Origin of the sequence: Neoactinobaculum massilliense (assembly GCF_900604955.1) — a bacterium.
GTDB lineage: Bacteria > Actinomycetota > Actinomycetes > Actinomycetales > Actinomycetaceae > Neoactinobaculum > Neoactinobaculum massilliense.
In genome coordinates, this window is record NZ_UWPE01000001.1 from 1205584 (window position 1) to 1224777 (window position 19194).

The 19194-nt window shown below is 63.7% G+C and carries 17 protein-coding genes and 1 tRNA gene; 7 read left to right on the forward strand and 11 right to left on the reverse strand.

What is annotated here, in order from left to right:
* Positions 1-168 precede the first annotated feature (168 nt).
* Positions 169-1842, reverse strand: a complete 1674-nt coding sequence (gene argS / locus EIH27_RS05185) for an arginine--tRNA ligase (RefSeq protein WP_124039853.1) — start codon at positions 1840-1842, stop codon at positions 169-171.
* A gap of 226 nt (positions 1843-2068) precedes the next feature.
* Between argS and EIH27_RS05190 the strand changes: the two genes are divergently transcribed.
* Positions 2069-2141 (forward strand) — tRNA-Arg (locus tag EIH27_RS05190).
* A 47-nt stretch (positions 2142-2188) separates the two neighbouring features.
* Here EIH27_RS05190 and EIH27_RS05195 read toward each other — a convergent pair.
* From EIH27_RS05195 to EIH27_RS05215, 5 genes are all read right to left on the reverse strand, one after another.
* Positions 2189-4666: a phosphoketolase family protein gene (locus tag EIH27_RS05195; RefSeq protein ID WP_124039854.1), complete on the reverse strand. Its 2478-nt coding sequence runs from the start codon at positions 4664-4666 to the stop codon at positions 2189-2191.
* 224 nt (positions 4667-4890) lie between these two features.
* Positions 4891-5169, reverse strand: a complete 279-nt coding sequence (locus tag EIH27_RS05200; protein ID WP_124040164.1) for a metal-sensitive transcriptional regulator — start codon at positions 5167-5169, stop codon at positions 4891-4893.
* 141 nt (positions 5170-5310) lie between these two features.
* Positions 5311-6081 (reverse strand): glycerophosphodiester phosphodiesterase family protein, encoded by a 771-nt coding sequence (locus EIH27_RS05205; RefSeq protein ID WP_124039855.1) that lies wholly within the window; start codon positions 6079-6081, stop codon positions 5311-5313.
* Positions 6082-6158: 77 nt separating this feature from the next.
* Positions 6159-7187 (reverse strand): CNNM domain-containing protein, encoded by a 1029-nt coding sequence (locus tag EIH27_RS05210; RefSeq protein WP_124039856.1) that lies wholly within the window; start codon positions 7185-7187, stop codon positions 6159-6161.
* Entirely contained in the window at positions 7180-8484 is a 1305-nt protein-coding gene (locus tag EIH27_RS05215) for a hemolysin family protein (RefSeq protein WP_241152975.1), read from the reverse strand. Before EIH27_RS05215 ends, EIH27_RS05210 begins: the two co-directional genes overlap by 8 nt.
* A 292-nt stretch (positions 8485-8776) precedes the next feature.
* Between EIH27_RS05215 and EIH27_RS05220 the strand changes: the two genes are divergently transcribed.
* Positions 8777-9367, forward strand: coding sequence for a GDSL-type esterase/lipase family protein (locus tag EIH27_RS05220; protein ID WP_124039857.1), 591 nt, complete (start codon positions 8777-8779; stop codon positions 9365-9367).
* 242 nt (positions 9368-9609) lie between these two features.
* On the opposite strand, the gene EIH27_RS08140 is transcribed toward EIH27_RS05220, so the two are convergent.
* From EIH27_RS08140 to EIH27_RS05230, 3 genes are all read right to left on the reverse strand, one after another.
* Positions 9610-9684, reverse strand: a complete 75-nt coding sequence (locus EIH27_RS08140; RefSeq protein ID WP_420892146.1) for a 50S ribosomal protein bL37 — start codon at positions 9682-9684, stop codon at positions 9610-9612.
* A 136-nt stretch (positions 9685-9820) separates the two neighbouring features.
* On the reverse strand, positions 9821-10150 hold the full coding sequence (gene rsrA, locus EIH27_RS05225) for a mycothiol system anti-sigma-R factor (protein WP_124039858.1): 330 nt from the start codon (positions 10148-10150) through the stop codon (positions 9821-9823).
* Positions 10147-10752 carry a sigma-70 family RNA polymerase sigma factor gene (locus tag EIH27_RS05230; protein WP_124039859.1) on the reverse strand — a complete coding sequence of 202 codons (606 nt, stop codon included), beginning with the start codon at positions 10750-10752 and terminating at the stop codon, positions 10147-10149. Before EIH27_RS05230 ends, rsrA begins: the two co-directional genes overlap by 4 nt.
* Before the next feature lie 196 nt (positions 10753-10948).
* Here EIH27_RS05230 and EIH27_RS05235 point away from each other — a divergent pair, with 196 nt between their 5' ends.
* The 5 genes from EIH27_RS05235 (at position 10949) to EIH27_RS05255 (ending at position 17641) form a co-directional block, all read left to right on the forward strand.
* Positions 10949-11413, forward strand: coding sequence for a DoxX family membrane protein (locus EIH27_RS05235; protein ID WP_124039860.1), 465 nt, complete (start codon positions 10949-10951; stop codon positions 11411-11413).
* Positions 11414-11425: 12 nt separating this feature from the next.
* On the forward strand, positions 11426-12583 hold the full coding sequence (gene rsgA / locus EIH27_RS05240) for a ribosome small subunit-dependent GTPase A (RefSeq protein ID WP_124039861.1): 1158 nt from the start codon (positions 11426-11428) through the stop codon (positions 12581-12583).
* A gap of 135 nt (positions 12584-12718) precedes the next feature.
* Positions 12719-13195 (forward strand): phosphoribosyltransferase, encoded by a 477-nt coding sequence (locus EIH27_RS05245; protein WP_124039862.1) that lies wholly within the window; start codon positions 12719-12721, stop codon positions 13193-13195.
* 171 nt (positions 13196-13366) lie between these two features.
* Complete coding sequence (locus EIH27_RS05250) at positions 13367-14557, forward strand: exonuclease SbcCD subunit D (protein ID WP_124039863.1); 1191 nt, start codon at positions 13367-13369, stop codon at positions 14555-14557.
* Positions 14558-17641, forward strand: a complete 3084-nt coding sequence (locus EIH27_RS05255) for an AAA family ATPase (RefSeq protein ID WP_124039864.1) — start codon at positions 14558-14560, stop codon at positions 17639-17641.
* 101 nt (positions 17642-17742) lie between these two features.
* Here EIH27_RS05255 and EIH27_RS05260 read toward each other — a convergent pair whose 3' ends face one another.
* Positions 17743-18228: a DUF6912 family protein gene (locus EIH27_RS05260; protein ID WP_124039865.1), complete on the reverse strand. Its 486-nt coding sequence runs from the start codon at positions 18226-18228 to the stop codon at positions 17743-17745.
* 49 nt (positions 18229-18277) lie between these two features.
* A complete protein-coding gene (locus tag EIH27_RS05265; RefSeq protein ID WP_124039866.1) occupies positions 18278-19141 on the reverse strand; it encodes a CpaE/TadZ family protein in 864 nt (287 codons plus the stop codon).
* Positions 19142-19194 lie beyond the last annotated feature (53 nt).

Here is a 19194-nt window from a genome sequence, read left to right on the forward strand (position 1 = left end):
CTTACCCGTTCTGTTTAGTTGCGCATATCCAACGGCGAACAAATATGGCGGCGTTAACCGGCTCTATGCACTTGATCGTGCAGTGGGGCGGCGGACAACCGTCCGCCGCCCCACTCTTCCAGTCCGGCTAAAAACCGAGTACCACGAGCCTCACATACGAAAGACTCGCTACATGTGTTCGGGCGCCGAGACTCCCAGCAATCCCAGGCCGTTCGCGAACACCTGGCGAGCGGCGTCGTTCACCCAGAGACGCGTGCGATGCAGATCCGAAACCGGCTCATCCGCACGTGGCGTCACGCGCGCCTTGCCGTACCAGCCGTGATAGGCAGCGGCGAGCTCCTCCAGGTACCGGGCCACCCGGTGGGGCGCACGGAGTTCCGCGGCCTCGTTCACCACCCGCGGGAAGCGCGCCAGCTCGCTGAGCAGCGCAGCATCGGCCTCCTCCAGCAGCGCCGGCTCGAAGGCGTCCTCCCGGCGCACGCCATGCTCGGTGGCATTACGGTCAACCGCGACAGTACGTGCGTGCGCGTACTGCACGTAGTAGACAGGGTTGTCATTCGTGTGGGAAGCAATCAAATCCAGGTCCAGATCCAGCGCGGAATCCACCGACGCACGCACCAGGGAGTAGCGCGCCGCATCCACGCCCACAGCATCCACCAGGTCCTCAAGCGTCACCACGGTACCCGCGCGCTTCGACATGCGCACCGGAGTGCCATTGCGCATGAGATTCACCAGCTGGCCGATGAGGATTTCCATGCCCTCACCGCGGCCCGTCTTGTCGCCAAAGGCAGCGGCCATCGCATACATACGGCCGATGTACCCATGATGATCCGCACCCAGCATGTAGATTGCCTTATCCGCGCGCCTCCGCTTGTCACGGAAGTAGGCGATATCCGCGGCGAAGTAGGCGTAATTGCCATCCTTCTTAATAATGACGCGGTCCTTATCATCCCCAAAGGCGGTGGTACGGACCCAGGTGGCGCCGTCGGCCTCGAAGATCACCCCGCGCTCCCGCAGGGCAGCAATGGCCTCATCTACCGCGCCCGAATCGTAGAGGGACTGCTCATGGAAGAACACATCGAAATCCGAGCCAAATTCGTGAAGAGAGCGCTGGATCTCGGCGAACATTAGCTTGACGCCGCGAGCACGAAATACCTCGCGCCCCTCCTCGCGGGGCAGTGTGCGCGGATCCGGGCGGCCGGCGGCTACCTCGTCCGCGATCACCTGATTGGCGATGTCCTCGATGTAGCTCCCGCCGTAGCCGTCCTCCGGCAGTTCCTCACCCAGCGCGCGGGCCTGTAGCGAGGCCGAAAAACGATCAATCTGCGTGCCGTGATCATTGAAGTAGTACTCGCGAATCACCGTGGAGCCCGTGGCCGCGAGGATACGAGCCAGGGAATCGCCGACGGCCGCCCAGCGCGCCCCGCCAATGTGGATGGGGCCGGTGGGATTTGCAGAAACATACTCCAGATCGAGCGTCACGCCGCTACCGGAGTCCGAGCGCCCATAATTCACGCCCGCACCCACGATGGTCTTTGCCAGCTCCCCCGCCGCACCGGCAGACAGCCGAATGTTGATGAAGCCGGGGCCGGCCACCTCCACGGAGTCAATGCCCGCGTTCTTCTCAATTTCCGGGGCCAGCAGGGCGGCCAGCTGTCGGGGCGCCATGCCCGCACGCTTCGCCAGCTGCATCGCCGCGTTCGTCGACCAGTCGCCATGCTCCCTGCTGCGAGGCCGTTCCACACGTACGGCGGGGAGGTCGCCAGAAATTGTGATGGTGCCGGCCGCCACCAGGCGCTCCAGCACACTCGCGATTAGTGCACTCAAATCTTCGGGAGTCATGGGAACGAGCATACCGGGAACTTGGTGGCGCCTAGCGCGGGTGCGGCCGAAAACTCGCTTGTATCCCGCCACACCGGTGGGTGGGCACTCACTTGCCGCTGCGCGACGACGCCGCACGGTACGTACGCGGTCCGGTACCTGCCCACACCGGCGTCGTACTCATCTCATAACCGCGGTGTCCGCCACACCGGCGTCGCCTCAAATTCGGTGTAAAGTAGATACGTGCGCCCCGATAGCTCAGGGGATAGAGCGTTCGCCTCCGGAGCGAAAGGCCGCAGGTTCGAATCCTGTTCGGGGCACAAAGAAATCCCGGGACCATTCGGCCCCGGGATTTTTGTATCCGCGCTTACTTGGCGGCCTTCTCGGCCTCTAGCTCAGCGTTGGACTTGAACTCCCAGTTACGCACCTCAGGCATATCCTGCAGGTAGGTAACCTTGTATTCCTCGTGCTTGGCCAGCTGCTTCTGGCACCAGCGCTTGAGGTCAGCGGCCCCGCGGATAGTGCGCTTGCAGTTGTTGATGGCATCAATCACCAGGTGGAAGCGATCCACGCGGTTGCGGACCACCATGTCGAACGGCGTGGTGGTGGTGCCTTCCTCGATATACCCGCGGGCGTGGAAACGATCCGCATCCGGACGACCATGCAGCAGCTGGTGCACCGTGCCCGGGTAGCCGTGGAAGGTAAATACGCAATCCACGTGATCCGTGAAGGCCTCGCGGAACTCACCCTGAGAGAGCCCCGTCGGGTGATCCTTGTGGCGGAGCAGCACCTGCGGCCGTACCACGTTGACCACGCGAACGGTCATCTCCGGCAGCTTCTCGCGGATGATCTGGGCGGCTGCCACGGCCTCGGCCGTCACAATGTCGCCTGCGCATCCGAAGATCATGTCCGGATCCTTCTCAGAGCCGGGCACCTCATTGCCGGCCCAATCCCAAATGGCGTAGCCGCGGTCGCCTTCCTCGGCGGCCTCCTCCGGCGTGAGCCACTGGAACTGGAACTGCTTATCCTGAACGATGAGGTTCACCCGATCACGCGAGTTGAACACGTGGGTGGCCGCATCAAGCAGCGAGTTCGCATCGACAGGCAGGTAGACGCGCACCACGTCACCACGCAGGTTGAGCACGCTGGAAAGCACGCCCGGGCCCTGGTGGGAGAAGCCGTTGTGATCGTTGCGCCACGCGGTGGAGGTGAGCAGGAGATTGAGGGACGGCACCGGAACGCGCCAATCCACTCGCGTGCCCTCCTCCAGCCACTTGCCGTGCTGGATGGTCTGGGAGAGGGACACCATGCCGAACGCCTCATAGGAGGCGAACAGGCCGTGGCGGCCCGTCAGCGTGTAGCCCTCAAGCCAGCCGTGCGTGTTGTGCTCGGAAAGCACCTCCATAACGCGGCCGGAGCGGCCCAGCTTGACATCCTCGTCCGTGATGTTCTCCATGAAGGCGCGGTCCGATACATCGAACACGGCACCGAGACGGTTGGAGTTTGTCTCATCAGGGCAGAACAGACGGAACGCGGTGGGGTTGCGGCGGTAGAGCTCGGCCATGAATTCGCCCAGGTAGCGGGTGGATTCCTTCTGGTTCTTGAGCTTGCCGCGCTCCTCCTGCGGGAAGTTGAACGCCAGCGATTCGCGCCAATCCGGCATATCCAACGGGGTGTACTTGCCGCCGCCATTGGCCACCGGGTTCGCGGAAAGGCGCTTGTCACCCTCAGGATTGTTAGCCAGCACGATGTCGCGCGGGTAGCCGTTCTCATCGAACAGCTCCTCCGGGTGGTAGCTTTCCATCCACTCCTGGAGCTGCTTGAGGTGATCCGCATTCTCCTTGACGCCAGCCAGCGGCACCTGGTGAGCACGCCAGGTGCCCTCCACCTGCACGCCGTCCACCTTGCTCGGGCCCGTCCAGCCCTTCGGGGTACGCAGGATGATCATGGGCCAGCGCGGGGACTTGCCGTCCAGGTAGCTGTTCTTCTCACCCTTCATCACGCCATCAGCGTCCAGCTCACGCGCATCGGCCTGGATCTGCTTGATCTTGGCGTAGGCGGTGGCGAGCGCCTCGTCGAAGCGACGATGCATGCCCGGAATATCAGATCCAGACACCTCGATCACTTCGTACCCGTGGCCTTCGTAAAGCTTGCGCAGCTCTGCCGGATCCTTGCGCGCCTGGACGGTCGGCGAAGAAATCTTCGCGCCGTTGAGGTGCAGGATCGGAAGCACAGCGCCGTCGTGCGAGGGGCTCAGGTAGGAGATACCCTTCCAGGAACCCTCGAGGGGTGCGGTTTCCGCCTCGCCGTCGCCTACCACCGCAACGGTGATGAGGTCCGGGTTATCGAATACGGAACCGAAGGCGTGCACCAGCGCGTAGCCGAGCTCGCCGCCCTCGTTGATGGAGCCCGGAGTGGTCACGGCCACGTGGGAGGGGATACCGCCCGGCTGGGAGAACTGGCGGAACAGGCGCAGCAGGCCCGGTTCATCACGCGTGATCTTCGGGAAGGCCTCCGTGTAAGAGCCTTCCAGGTAGGTGGCGCCCACGATGGCCGGCCCGCCATGGCCCGGACCCGTAATGTAGATCATGTTCTGCCCGGTCAGTCGGATCAGACGAGAAACATGCGCATAGATGAACGAAAGCCCCGGGGAGGTGCCCCAGTGCCCCAGCAGACGAGGCTTAATGTCATCCGGAGTGAGGTCACGCTTAAGTAGCGGGTTGGACTGCAGATAGATCTGGCCGACCGTCAGATAGTTATCGGCACGCCACCACGCATCCATCACCTTGACCTCATCATCCGTTGGATGCTTGAGGTGGTCAATCAGTTCAGGAGAGATTCCCATTGAGTGTCCTTATCTGGCGAGCACACCCGCCGTTGCGAAACAGACGCTCTTATTCTCCCTGCCCGCCAGACCTCCCGCCAGGTCAAGAGTCCCCTATTTCAAGTGAAAACAGGGAATCATCTGATGTCTTCTGGGAAGTGTGCCATTATGCCCTCAGCGAAAAATGCACGTTTGTTCATGATATGACGACGTCGTTGCGTTCCGCGCATTTTCCGGTCACGAAACTAGCTCTTCACCATGCGACGAACCGCCTGCATGGCCTCCGCGATCTTGTCCGTACTGCCACCGCCCTGCGCCACGGCATCCGCAACACAGTGGCGTAGATGATCGTCCATCAGCCCCAGAGCCACGTTCTCCAGCGCGGAGGTAGCGGCCGAAATCTGGGTGAGGATGTCGATGCAATAGGCGCCCTCGTCCACCATGCGGTTGATGCCACGTACCTGCCCCTCAATACGCTTGAGGCGGCGCAGGTAGGCGTCCCGATGCTGCTCATAACCATGCATGTGGGCGAGCGAGCCGCATTGTGCATCCTCCGCCGCCGCGTTTTCCCTCATCTCCGCCATCGATTCCTCCATCGCTTCTACACCGCCCAGAATACTTATATACCGGGAGGGGGTATATTGCTTCGACTCCGTCGCCCTCACCTACAACTCGGGCGTCACGCCCATGTTCACTAGGTGGTCACGCAGTGCGCCCGGACGGTCGGTGATAATGCCGTCCACGCCCAATTCGAGGAGCCGATCCGCCTCCGCAAAGTCATTAATGGTCCAGGCATGCACGGCCAGACCGCGGGCGTGAGCGCCTTCCACGAATCGCCGCGTGATAATCGGGATACCCCGTATACCCACCGGAACCTGGACGGCGTCGTAGGGACCGAGGGACAGCGGAAGACGCCGCCCCACCCGACCGGCATGAGTGGCCGCCAAGAGTGCAGCCACCCCGCTGCTGCCCAGCGTTTGACGCAGATGCGGCATGTACCGGTGAATGCGCCGCAGCCGGCGCTGCGAGAAGCTCGCGATCACCACGCGGTCTACCGCGCCAGTACGGCGGATCGCGTCCACCAGGGGCGCCACCACCGCATCATCTTTTGCATCCACGTTGAATATCGCATCCGGGAAAGCATCAAGTACGGCATCGAGGCGGGGCGGATGCTGCCCGGTCGCGTCACGCAAAGCGGATACCTGAGCCCACGAATACCGCAGGAGAGCACCCCGCCCATTCGTGGTCCTCTCCAGGTCCGAATCATGAAGGACTACGGCCACACCGTCACGGGTGGCATGAACGTCCGTCTCGATATGAAAAAAGCCATCCGCAACTACCTGCTCGAAAGCACGCATGGAGTTTTCGGGATACCCGGTGCCGCCGCCCCGATGAGCAATGATGAGCGGTCCACCCACGCGGTAAATATGCCTCACACCCCCAGAATACGTGCGGATGCGGGCACGCCGATGCGGCGCCGAACATCCCAGCGCCGCCCCACACCACAGCGGCCCTACCGCTGCTGTAGATCGCGAATCTCCCCCACCAGCTCCTCAATGAGGTCCTCGAGGAAGACAGCACCCACACGCTGGCCATCCCGGGCCACCGCTACCACGTGCGCACCGGAGCGCTGCATGACGCGCAGGGCGTCCTCCGCTTCGGCGTCGGCATCTACCACCTCAAGCTGACGGATCCGATCCTCAGGAACCGGGATGAAGCGTTCGGCGTCGTCCACGGAGAGCGTGTCCTTAATGTGGATGTACCCGGCGGGCAGGCCGGACTCATCGAACACGATGTAGCGGGAAAAACCGCGCTCCCCCACCATTTCTTCCACCTGCGCCGGGGTAAAGGGGATACGGAAACCCACCAGATCCGCGGCCGGTACCGCCGCCACGCCGGCCTTGCGATCCGTGAACTCCAGCGTGCCCGAAATGAGACCGGTGGAATCCTTGAGCACACCCGCTTTCTCCGAGGCCTCAATGATCGAGGCCACCTCGCCGGCCGTGAACGCAGAGCCCACGTCGTCCTTCGAGTGCTTACCGAGCAGACGCACCGCGTGCAGTGACAGCCAGTTGAGCGCGGCGATGGCGGGGCGAAAAATGCGATCAAATACCAAAAGCGGGGTGATAAACCACATGCCAGCACGTTCCGGGTGCGTGACGGCTAGGTTCTTCGGAACCATCTCCCCCAGCACCACGTGCAGCCCCACCACCAGCAGGAGGGCAATAAGAAGAGCCACCGTGTGTGCCACGGCCGGACTCCAGCCCCACGCGGTGAACGGGCCCTCAAGCAGGTGCGCCACCGCCGGCTCCGCGAGTGCGCCCAACGCCACGGAGGCGAGCGTGACGCCCAACTGGCACGCCGCCAACATTTCCGAGAGGTGATTGATCGCCCACAGCAGCCTGCGCGCGTGCTTATTGCGCGCCGCCAGAGGCACCAGCCGTGAGGAGCGCGAACCCGTCAGCGTGAACTCGCACGCCACAAAAAACGCGTTGAGTGCCAGAAGCAGCACCGTCACGAGGAGCGCCATCCAATCATTCATGCTTACTCACCTCCACGGTGCGAATCCGGCGGGCATCCGCCACGGTAACCGTGATATCCACGCCACCAACACGCACCCTGTCGCCCACGCGCGCCAGCCGCCCAAGCCGGTAAACCACCAGGCCCGCGATGGTCTCAAACGGACCATCCGCCGGGAGATCAAACCCGGTAAGCCGCGTGGCCTCATCCGGCCGCAGCAGAGCAGAGAGCACCCAGGAGCCCGACGCCGTGTGCCGCGCGCTCGCTCGGCGCGGATCGTGTTCATCCGCGATGTTTCCCACGATCTCTTCTACGGCATCCTCAACGGTCACCACGCCCGAGGTGCCACCGTATTCATCCACCACCAGCGCCATCTCAATACCCGTGTCGCGCAGCTCCACGAGTAGTTGCGAGAGGGACATGGTTTCCGGGACGCGCGGTGCCTCCCACATGATGGACGACGACGTGACGGGCACGTCCGCCCGACGCTCATACGGAATGGCCACGGCGCGGCGCAATTGGACAATGCCGCGCACCGCATCTAGATCATCGGCCACCACCGGGAAGCGGGAATAGCCGGTGGCGACAGCCAAATTGACAACGTCCTCCGCCGTGGCATCCTCCGAGATGGAGGCCACCCGCGTGCGGTTGGTCATAACATCCACCGCGGTCAGTTTGCCGACACCCAGGGAACGCGTCAGCAGCGTGGCCGTGGACGCCTCAAGCGTGCCCGCCTCCGCGCTCTGGCGCACCAGGGCGCCTAATTCGCTGGCCGAGCGCGCTCCGCTTAGCTCCTCCACCGGCTCCACGCCGAGCTGCCGCAGAATCCAGTTCGCACTGTCATTGAGCACCACAATGAGCGGCTTAAACACAGCGGAGAATGCGTGGAGAATCGGCGCCATGCGGTACGCCGCCCCCATCATGTCCGCAAGCGCCAGGTTTTTCGGCACCAATTCGCCGAACAGCATGGAGAAAAAATTCACCAGCACAAACGCGAGGGTGGCCGAAACGCCGATTGCCGCCGCGCGGGCCATTCCTGCACTTTCAAACAGGAGCGTAAACAGATCCGTCAGCGGCTGCTGGCCCACGTACCCCAGCAGAATCGTGGTGAGGGTAATTCCCACCTGGCAGGCAGATAGGTGCAGGGAGAGATCATGCAGAGACCGGGAGACAATCCTGGCCCGCGGATCCGTCTTTGCCCGTGCTGCCGTAGCCGCAGGGTCCAACGCCACCATGGAAAATTCAGCTGCCACAAACACGCCGTTTCCGGCAATTAATAGCACCGCGAAAAGCAAATAAAGGTAATCAAGACCGCTCACGCGAGCATCCCCGCCTCATTCGTTTGTTCGCGGGGCATAAATAATCGGTAGCCGTTCACGCGAAACATTCTACGAAAATCCACGCCGGCCACGCAGCCCGTGTCCACCGCAACGCCGGGCGCGAACACCATTGCCCTTCCCGCCCTGCCGCCGGGCACACCGCGCTGTATCAGGGTGTGTATCCGCGGGCGTTCTTTTCCCTGCCGCCGGGCACACACCATCTCCGCGCCGTCACGCGGGTAGGCTTGCCAAATGATACGCGTGGCCGCGCGCCACGCCGGGAAGGAGTCCAATGACGCGGGTGATTTTCCTCGGAGATGAGCTGGTAGCAGGTTACGGCGATCCCCGGGCACTGGGATGGACGGGGCGCGTGATGGCGCGCACCATCACCGAACCACCCATCATGGCGCTTCAGCTGGCCGTTCCCGGCCAAACGATCGCGCAGTTGGCCGGCCGCTGGGAGGGCGAAGTCAAGCAGCGTCTCAGCCGAGATGAAGATACTCGCCTGGTGATCGGGCTGGGCAGCCATGACGTTGATGGGACTGAATCCCTCGCTCGTTGCCGCCTGCACCTGGCAAATATCCTCGATGGGGCGGACCGTATCCACACCACCTCGTTTGTGGTGGGCCCGCCGCCCCGGCAGGATGCGGATAACCGCAAGGTGGCTCGGCTCGCGGAGGCCTATCGAGATGTCACCGAACGGCGTCACATCCCCTTTGTGGATACCTTTGGGCCCCTCCACGCGCACGCGCAATGGAATACGGACATGTCCACGTCAGCGGACGGTTACACCCCGCGGCAAGCGGGCTACGGCCTCATTGCCTGGCTGGTACTGCACTCCGGATGGAATTCCTGGCTGGGGATTCGCACCCACGCCGAATAACGACGCCGCTGCCCGCGGCTATAGTGTCCGGGGTTGCCAATGCCTACGGCTGTGAGCCGTAGGCATTGGCAACCCCGGACGTACGAACGCCCCACGCGCGGATACAACTCCGTCTTCCCGGCGGGTGACCCGGCGGGCACGAAGCGAGCGAGGCGGCGTCGAAACACACCTACAAAAAACGGGAGCAGAGCCGCGTAGCCCCACTCCCGTTTTCGCATAGCCCTGTGGCTACGTTCCGCCTTTTAGGCGTTTGGACGCTTTCCGTGGTTCGCCTTCTTCTTGGCGCGCGCACGGCGCATACGGCCTCGCTGGCTCATGATTCCCCTCCGCTCAATTGTTCGCCCCGCCGGGCTATCTTCACCCCGTCAAGCCCATAGAGCCTACCGGGTATTCTGCACCCCGCCGGCACGGTTGCTCCACCGGGGCTCACGCAACGCCTCACTCTAGCAAAACCTAAGCGATCCCACCGAGCGTGGTGCGGAAGGCCTCAATCTGGTGCGAAATACGCACACGCAGAGTGGCTGGCGCAACCTCGGCGCAGCTGCGCTTGAGCAGAACGCGAACGTGTTCTTCCGCGGACGCGCGATCCTGGCACTCCGGGCAGTGCGCAATATGCGCCGCGAGCCGCTTGAACTCACCGTCAGAGACTTGCCGGTCAAGGAATTCGAACAGATGCTCCGTCAGTTCTTCGCAGGAACACTGACGCGAATCCTCTTCGCTGTCCAAATCCATACCTCTACGCTCCAGACCGGCCTCCATCCGGCGCTGCAGATCGTCGCTCATTCCGAATCCTTCCCGTATCCAAGTTCGTGGGCGTAATCCGCGAGAAGCTCACGCAATTGGCGCCTCCCGCGGTGCAGACGAGACATAACGGTTCCGATCGGCGTATTCATAATGCTGGCGATCTCCTGGTAGGAGAACCCCTCCACGTCCGCGAGGTACACCGCCATGCGGCGTTCCTCGGACAGTTCGCTGAGCGCATCCCGAATTTCTGAAGCCGGCAGGTTGTCCAACGCCTCCGCCTCCGCGGACATCATGCCCGTGGACTGGTGCGATTGCGCCCGGTATTCCTGCCAATCTTCCACATCCGCGGCATCCGCCTGCTTGGGGCGGCGCTGCGCCTTGCGGTAGTGGGAGATGAAGGTGTTGTTCAGGATTCGGTAGAGCCACGCCTTGAGATTGGTACCCGGCCGGTACTGGTGGAACGCCGCGAACGCTTTCGCGTACGTTTCCTGGACCAGATCCTCGGCGTCCGCGGCATTGCGCGTTAAGCGCATGGCGGCACCGTAGAGCTGGTCAATATAAGGAAGGGCATCTTTCTCAAACCGGGCAGAGCGCTCTTCGGCGCTCTCCTCGGGAGCTCTGCTCACTGTCTCTGAAGCCATCACGTCTAGATTAGCCGCCCCTTTCGAGCTTCACCCTGAAGCTCACCTGGTGGTTCAACGCATTTTCGGTGTTCACATTCCCGCTTCACGGTGTCTGCGGGCACGGTTCGGGGTATTCGGCATGATCCCGCTCGAATACCTAACTCTCACCGTGTGAGATCTCACATATGGGTGCCTTCCGTGCCACAATGCTCTCATGAACATTTTCCGCGTGATTGCCCGCCCACTCCTGGCAGCCCCGTTTGTGTTGGGTGGATTGAATGCCGCCACGCAACCGGAAGGCCACCGCGCTGCGGCGGAGCGTGCACTTGACACCGCCCGCCGCATCGGCATCAGCGTAGATACCGGGAAAGAGGACACGATTATTCGCGCCAGCGGCGCCGTGCAGGTAGCCGCCGGAGCATTGCTGGCCCTCGGCAAGTGTCCGCGCCTGTCCGCCGCCGTGCTAGCACTGACGGATGCGCCCGCCGCGCTCGCATCCTTTGCGGTAGGCGATAAGTCCACGCATGCGCTCCACGAGGCCGCCGCCCGAGCCGGGCTCATTGGCGGCGTGATGCTTGCCGCCTTCGACCGGCAGGGCCGCCCTTCGCTCGGGTATCGTGTATCTGCGCGGAAGGGAGGCGCGCGTCTCCGCGGCACCAAGCAAATTAAGCGCGCGTAGCGGGAGGCGTGCATGCGCGATATCGGAACGGATGATCCGCGCGTTCGCGTACGCCCGAGCCGTCGTTCGCGTCCCCGCACCAAAATCCGCCCCGATTATTCGAACCGGCCCGCCGGTACCGTGACGGCCGTTGACCGCGGCCGCTATGTGGTGGTACTCGATTCAGGCACGCAGGTGAGCGCGGTGAAGGCACGCGAATTAGGACGCGGCGCCGTAGTGGTTGGGGATCACGTTCATCTCACGGGGGATTTGTCCGGCCGCAAGGACACACTGGCCCGTATTGCACTTATTGACCCCCGCACTTCTGCCCTCACCCGCTCCACGGACGAGGGCGGGGGCCGCGAACGCACCATTGTTGCCAACGCGGACACCATGGCCATCGTGGTGGCGGCCGCCCAGCCGGAGGCAAAGCCCGGCATGATTGACCGCTGCCTGGTTGCCGCGCACGACGCCGGCATGCGCCCCCTCCTTCTTATTACGAAAACGGATCTCGCCTCCCCCGCACCGCTTGTGGCCCGATACGCGCCGCTGGGGCTGCAGATTTTTCTGGTATCCGCTCTTCCATCATCGCTTCCCGCTGCACCAACCTCGGTTCCCACCCCCACCGCCGCGGGAACCTCGACATGCACCCCGTCCCTGCAAAACGCCGCAGGCATTCAAACATCGGGTGCTACAGCCGCCCAGGTGGAGCAGGCCAACGCCGCCTCGCCTGACCTGTCCGCCCGGGCGTTCATTGGCGATTTTTCCGATCTGCTGGAAGCAATCGCGGGCCGTACCACCGTGCTAGTGGGCCACTCCGGCGTCGGAAAGTCCACGCTCCTCAACCGTCTGGTACCGGGTGCCGCGCGAAACACCGGGCACGTCAACACGGTGACCGGCAAGGGACGCCACACCTCCATTTCAGCGGTGGCTTTCGCGCTACCGGGTGGCGGAAACGTGGTGGACACGCCGGGGGTGCGCAGTTTCGGCCTCGCACACGTATCAGAGGCGGACATTCTGGCCGGTTTTACGGACCTCGCACCCGTAGCCGCGCTGTGTCCACGCGGCTGCACCCACCACGCCGAGGAACCCGAGTGCGCCCTGGACCTGCTCTCCTCCCCGCGCCTTGTGGCGCGCGTGCAGTCCTTCCGTCGTGTGCTTACCGGCGTAGCCAAAGAGGAGTGGGAGTAGTACCGCTCGGGCATGGCGGCGTCGTCCGGGTGCCGGAACCAAGCACGGCGCGGTAACCCGTGAGGAACTTTATGCCGGATTCAGGTGACACAGGAGGCTCGAGCGGCCAAAATGAGAACATCGGAAGGAGCATGCATGGACGAGCGCGAGATTCTCACCTGGGACCAATTTGGGCAGGCGGCCCGCGAACTGGCAAGCAACGTGTGGGAATCAGGATATCGCCCGGACATGATTGTGTCCGTGGCGCGAGGCGGGCTGTTGCCGGCCGGTGCGATCGGGTACGCGCTGGACATTAAGAGCCTCCTGGTGCTGAACGTGGAGTTTTACACGGGTATTGGCACCACACTCCTTGATCCGCGTCTGGTGGACCCGGTGCCGGACAATTCCGGCATGGAGGGACGCAATGTGCTCATTGTGGACGACGTTGCCGATTCCGGACGCACCCTCGAGTTCGTGCGCGGGATTTGCGCTCATTACGCGAAGGACATCCGCGTGGCCGTGCTCTACGAGAAGTCACGCAGCGTGATTAAGCCGGACTACGTGTGGCATCACACGGATAAGTGGATCGCGTTCCCGTGGTCCGCGCAGGATCCGGTAAACGCAGAGAAGTAGGATTCTGCTTTGACCCTGACGCGCTCGTTTAACGGGCGCGTTTTTGTACGACGCCGTGCGGGCACGTTTCATGGCGCGTTGAGTTGTACCGAGAATGACACGGCGATGCTCGCTCGCCGCACGCGAGAGCGGGACACGAACTTTGTCGGAGGCCTGCTTTAGCCTAAAGGCATGCTCATTCTCCACACCTCGGACTGGCACCTGGGACGCACGTTCCACGGCGCCTCACTTAGTGATGCCTTCCACACCTGGTGCACCTACGTGGTGGACCTGGTGCGTGAACGGAACATTGATGCGGTGCTTATCTCCGGCGATGTCTATGACCGCAGCGTGCCCCCAGCCGACATGGTGGAGCTATTCAACAGCACGCTTGAAGCACTGGCCGCACTCACCACCGTGGTGTTTACCGCAGGAAACCATGATTCGTCCACGCGGTTGGGATTTGGACGCAGTTTGTTCCGCCGCGAGGTGGTGGCGCGCACGGAGTCGTTGGAGGCCGCCACCCCTATTCCCGTGAGGGATCGGGCGGGGCACGTAGGCGCCATCGTGTACGGAATTCCCTACCTCGATCCAAACCGGGAGCGGGTACGTCTGGGAAGCATCGACGAACCATTGGAACGCAGTCATCCGGCCGTCATGGCTGCGGTACTGGAACGGATTGCCGCGGATATCCGAGAGGGCGAATTTGCGGGCAAAAACGCCGCTCGCATCGTTATGGCACACGCTTTTGTTACCGGCGGTGAACGCTCAGATTCAGAGCAGGATATAACGGTGGGCGGCGTGGATTCCGTGCCGGCCAGCCTGTTCCGGCTTGGCGGGACACAGCGGGCCGACACTACCGAACACGGGATGCTGGACTATGTGGCCCTGGGGCACCTGCACTCGCCGCAACGCATCGCGTTGGAGAACGGCCCGATCATTCGCTACTCCGGATCCCCCATCGCATTCTCCTTCTCCGAAACCACACCCAAATCCTCCGCTCCACTGCACGTGGAAAACGGCGTCGTCGAGGAGGTGGAGGAACTCTCCGCACCGGTGGAACGTGGGCTCATCACTATCGAAGGCACGCTGGAGGAAATCCTCTCCGAAGCACACACCGCGGATCGGGACAAGTATGTGCGCGCGCTCGTGACGGATCCGGCACGGCCCAGAGATCTGGTGGCCCGCATCAAGGCGGTATTCCCGCACGCCATGGAGGTGCTCCATCTTGCGGAGGGCAGCGTCCACCACGGTGTACCCGAAATTAAGCATCGGGATGGGCTGGAGATCCTGACGGATTTCTTCGCGGACGCCGGCGGACGCAGTCTGAGCGCAGAAGAAAAGGCACTCATTCAGAGCGCCTGGGAAGAATCGAGGGAGTAAATGCGGCTACATCGGCTAGAGCTACGCGGCATTGGGCCGTTTGGCGGCACCGAAACCATTGATTTCGACCGTCTTTCCGCATCCGGCCTGTTTCTCATGGAGGGCCCCACCGGAGCCGGCAAATCCACCCTTATTGACGCCATCGTGTGGGCACTCTTCGGGAGCGTGGCCGGTGGTTCGGATTCCACGGTGGACCGCATGCGTTCGCTCTACGCGAATCCACGCGAGGCCTCCTACGTGGATCTCGTATTCAGCGTCAACGCCGGCACCTACCGGGTACGCCGAGAACCACGCTACTTCAAGGCCGGTAACAAGAACGCGACGGCTCCGCGCGCAACGCTATGGCGGCTCTCCCCCGCCGCCATAGAATCCGGGAACCTCGATGATGGGGAGGTCCTTGCCACCCAGGTGCGGGATGTTTCCACGGAGGTTGAGCGGCTGGTGGGCCTCAACGCAGAACAATTCACCCAAACCGTCGTGCTCCCGCAGGGTAAATTTGCCCAGTTCCTGGGCCTCAATTCACAGGATCGCGCTGCACTGCTCACACAAATTTTCAACACCGGCCGCTTTGACAAGGTAGCGCAGTGGTTCGAGGACCGCGCGAAGAGCGCCCAGCAGAAGGTGCGTGCCGCGCAGGAGGTGTTTATTCGCGCTGTCTCCAACGTGGGTGTGGCCCTGGGGAAGGCGGACGAATGGACGGATGCGGCCAGCGCTCTCGCGCTCACCGAGGGAGGAAATGCTCTCCTCACCGAGATTACCGAGGCCGTCGGCTCGGCGGAAACGGCGGCCAACGCAGCGGAGGAGGCGGCCGCGATAGCCGAGCAGCAGCGGGAGGCACGCCGCGCGGACGTGACAGCCGCCGAAGCACTTGAACAGCGGTTGGCTCAGCGTGCGGAGCTCATCGCCCGGCACGCGGAATTGACCGCCGCCTCAGCCAGCGTTGCGGCGCAGAAGGCCGAACTGGAGCGGCACCGGGCTACGCTCCCCCTCATGCCGGTGCTGGCTGCGGAAGTCAGCGCTCGCGAAGCGGTGGAAGGCGCCCAGGACACCACAGCCCAGGCCCGTGAGAAACTAAGAGACACCGGCTCCGAGCTACCCGCCGCCGGAGAAGAGAGCAGCGCGGATCTCCGCGCCGGTGAAGCTGAGTTGGATCGCCTGCGCACGCTCGTCGGTCAACTCACCGAACTGGTGAACACGGAAAAGCAGATTGCCGCGGATACGGGCACGCAGCATCGAGAGCAATCTACCCTTGAGGGCGCTCGCGTGGCCCTAACGGAGACCACCATTGCCGGCGCCGAACTCCCCGATCACATCACCGCGGTAGAGGAGGAACTGGACGCCACGCGTGTCTCCGCCGCCGGGCGTGAGGCGGCCCGCGCCGGCGTCGTCGCGGCAGAGGAACAGCAGCGTAACCTTAAGAAGCTCGCGGCCGCGGAAGCCACACTCACCCAGGCGACGGCGGACCGCCACGATGCGTTTGCCGCCTACCAGGCTGCCGCTACCGCGCTGTCAGATACCACGCGGCGGTGGGCGGCGTCGATGGCAGCGGACCTGGCACAGCAATTGGAGGAGAACACGGCCTGCCCGGTGTGCGGCTCCACCTCACATCCCGCGCCGGCCACGCCCACCGAGGAGAGCGCCACCCGGCAGCAGGTGAACGCCGCGAAACGGCAGGAAAACGAAGCTAGCGTGCAGCTATCCGCGGCCGGGGATACGGTTGCTGCCGCGGAGGCTGCCCGCGCCGCCCTCGCGGAAACGCTCAAAGGGGCCGATGCGGAGACCGTCGCGGCAGATCTGGCCGCGGCCAAGAAACGGGAAGCCATCGCGGAGGCCGCGGAGGAGCATATACCAGAACTGGAACAGCGTCTGGCAAAGCTGCGCACCCAGCGTGAACACCTCCGCTCCCGGGCGGAGGAACTCACCGCCCAGATAGCCGGCCTGGAGGCCTCCACGCGTGACCGCGCCACACGCATTGCCACCGCCCGCGAGCGCGTAGCGAGCGAACGTGGAGCGTATGCGTCCGTCGCCCAACGGCAGGCCGCCGTATCGGAACGGGCCGGGCGCCAGAATGAATGGAATAGCGCCCTGCGCACCCTACTTGACGCACGTGAAAGGCTCCGCCAGGCGCAGACGGCTACCGCTACCGCGCTGGCCGATTCGCTCTTCGATTCGGAGGCTGAGGTGCGCGCGGCCCATCTGTCACCGGAGCGGGCCGCTGGGCTCGAGGCCACGGTGACGGACCACGACCAGCAGCTCCACGACGTTGAACGGGATCTCGCGCGCCCGGACATTGCCGCGCTCACGGGGGATGAGGATCCGCACCTGGAACAGAAACAGGCGGCATTCGTGGCGCAGACAGCCGCCGCAAACGCCGCGCGGAATATGGCCACCGCGCAACGAAAGACGGCCACCGATGCGCGCCGCCAACTCCGCGCAGCATGCGAAGCGCTGGACGGATGGAAGCGGGCTGACCGGGACCAGGGCCCGATTGCGCGCCTTGCCTCCATTGCCAAGGCCGGTGACGCCTCGCTGTCCCGCGTGCCGCTTACCACCTACGTGCTCATCGAGCGTTTCAACGCCGTGGTGGAGGTAGCGAACCAGCAGTTACAGGAGATTTCGCGCGGGCGGTACGCGCTGGAGCGCACTGAAGATAAGGAGGAGGGCTCACGCCAGAAGCGCGTGGGATTAGGGCTTGCTATCGCGGATTATTCACCGGAGGCGGCAACCCGGGTCAATCCTCACCAGCGCACGACGCCGGATGGCTCCACCCCGGAGCGCTCCACGAAGTCGCTGTCCGGCGGTGAAAAATTCTATGTGTCCCTCGCGCTGGCACTGGGCCTGGTGGAGGTGGTGCGAGCCGAGAACGGCAGCATCGGGCTGGACACGCTGCTTATCGATGAGGGCTTCGGTTCGTTAGATGGCAACACCCTGGATCTGGTGATGGCCACGCTTCACGGATTGGGCCGCGGCGGGCGCACGGTGGGCGTGGTGTCCCACGTGGCGGATATGCGCAACCGCATTAGTGAACGCATCACGGTGGTGCCGCGGGAAGGCGGCGGATCAACGCTGAAAATAACCGCCTAGGGCGGATGCGGCCTCCCAGAGTGACGAGCTCGGTATCGATGCGGGTAAAAATGCTAGGGCGTCGCCATGCAATGACGCATCACGGCGCCGGGCTGATCGAACTACGCCCGGGCGGCAACGCCCAGTTCTACAGCTAGGTCCACGCGCTCGGAGACGTCGAACCACAGGAGCTTGGCTTCACCGGCGGCGTCCGCAGCCTCGGCGCTATCCGGGTGCGCAATCGCGGTGCGCAGCACGGGTTCGGACAACTCGTGGTCCACGTGGATGGATACCACGCGATCCCAGCCCACCGCCTCCCTGAGCTCGACGGCGGTCACCAGTTCGTCATCCGCTGCCGCTACCGCCGCATCATCCACGTCCGCCGCAATCACCACGCGCCGCACCGGCAGCCCGGCATCCTCCGGCAGCGCGGCCGCGATCAACTCCAGTGAATCGTCAGTAGCCGCATCAAACGCCACCGATTCCAGATACTCCTGTGATTCGCCGTCCAGTTCGCGGGCGAGCACCGGCGTGACCGCATGCACCAGCCGAGGCGAAAGTGTTGCCGCCACCAGATCACGAGCCGTCGCCGGAATGTAAATTCTCATGCGCCCATTCTAGAGTCCGCTACCTGGTTGCCCCGGCAGCTGCTCGTAACTAAAGCTCCGCCGCCAATCGCCTCATGTCCGCCCGCGCCCCGGATCGCGGTGCCACCTCCCGTAGCGTGGTCCCACGATATTCGGCCTCCACGTATGCTTTATCAGCACGCACGAAGGTTACGTCTGTGAATCCGCGCTGTTCCAGAATCCGCTGCACAGCCGGCCGATCCTGCGTGGGTGCTCGAGTGATCACTATTTTCCCGACGACTACGCCCAGCGCCCCGGCGATCTCCAGTTGCGTGAGGAGCCGCCTCACCCCCACCGGTCCGCCGCGGCCAACAACAACTACTTTATCGGCTGCACCAACCGCGGAAAGTGTCAGGGCATCACGCTCCAGCACGGAATCCTCGTGTTCCGCTTCGGCCGCGCAATCCACCACGACGATACTGGCTTCACACCGTAGCAGTGGCCACATCGCATCCGCCACCGCACCGGGGATCTCCCGCCAGCGACTGCCCGTGTTCATACCCGCGAGAAGCCGAAACCCGTGTGTCTCCTCCAGGAGGTTTCCAGCCTGGGTGTCTGTACGCCCGGTATTGATTCGCCGGGCCAAAGCAATGAGCGCCGAGCTTTCCTGCCCGACGCCGAGGAGCTGCGCCTGGCATGGGTGGCGCGTATCGGCATCCACCAGCAGCGCCCGCCCCTGCCATTCGGCCGCAAGATCACGTGCTATAACGCTGCGTCCGGGCGCTCCCGCGCTGCCCCACACGCAGATCATGCGCCCGGGCGCGATTTCACTAAATTCGGCCGGTTCTCCCGCGGCACCCAACCTGTGCCCACCGTTCGTGCCAGTACGTGCAGTGGTACCGCCCGGGGTGGGATCCGCGGTGGCCCCAACGGTCCCGCCTGCATCATCATTCACTCGCCGGGCCCGCCGCCCGTGTCGGCCCGGCCCATCGCCGCTGGCTCCAGCCG

Coding starts and splice junctions, on each gene's coding strand:
- EIH27_RS05200 (WP_124040164.1), bottom strand. CDS start 5,169: ATGCATGGTTATGAGCAGCATCGGGACGCCTACCTGCGCCGCCTCAAG.
- EIH27_RS05210 (WP_124039856.1), bottom strand. CDS start 7,187: ATGAATGATTGGATGGCGCTCCTCGTGACGGTGCTGCTTCTGGCACTC.
- EIH27_RS05220 (WP_124039857.1), top strand. CDS start 8,777: ATGACGCGGGTGATTTTCCTCGGAGATGAGCTGGTAGCAGGTTACGGC.
- EIH27_RS05255 (WP_124039864.1), top strand. CDS start 14,558: ATGCGGCTACATCGGCTAGAGCTACGCGGCATTGGGCCGTTTGGCGGC.
- EIH27_RS05195 (WP_124039854.1), bottom strand. CDS start 4,666: ATGGGAATCTCTCCTGAACTGATTGACCACCTCAAGCATCCAACGGAT.
- EIH27_RS05260 (WP_124039865.1), bottom strand. CDS start 18,228: ATGAGAATTTACATTCCGGCGACGGCTCGTGATCTGGTGGCGGCAACA.
- EIH27_RS05235 (WP_124039860.1), top strand. CDS start 10,949: ATGAACATTTTCCGCGTGATTGCCCGCCCACTCCTGGCAGCCCCGTTT.
- EIH27_RS05230 (WP_124039859.1), bottom strand. CDS start 10,752: ATGGCTTCAGAGACAGTGAGCAGAGCTCCCGAGGAGAGCGCCGAAGAG.
- rsrA (WP_124039858.1), bottom strand. CDS start 10,150: ATGAGCGACGATCTGCAGCGCCGGATGGAGGCCGGTCTGGAGCGTAGA.
- EIH27_RS05245 (WP_124039862.1), top strand. CDS start 12,719: ATGGACGAGCGCGAGATTCTCACCTGGGACCAATTTGGGCAGGCGGCC.
- rsgA (WP_124039861.1), top strand. CDS start 11,426: ATGCGCGATATCGGAACGGATGATCCGCGCGTTCGCGTACGCCCGAGC.
- EIH27_RS05250 (WP_124039863.1), top strand. CDS start 13,367: ATGCTCATTCTCCACACCTCGGACTGGCACCTGGGACGCACGTTCCAC.
- argS (WP_124039853.1), bottom strand. CDS start 1,842: ATGACTCCCGAAGATTTGAGTGCACTAATCGCGAGTGTGCTGGAGCGC.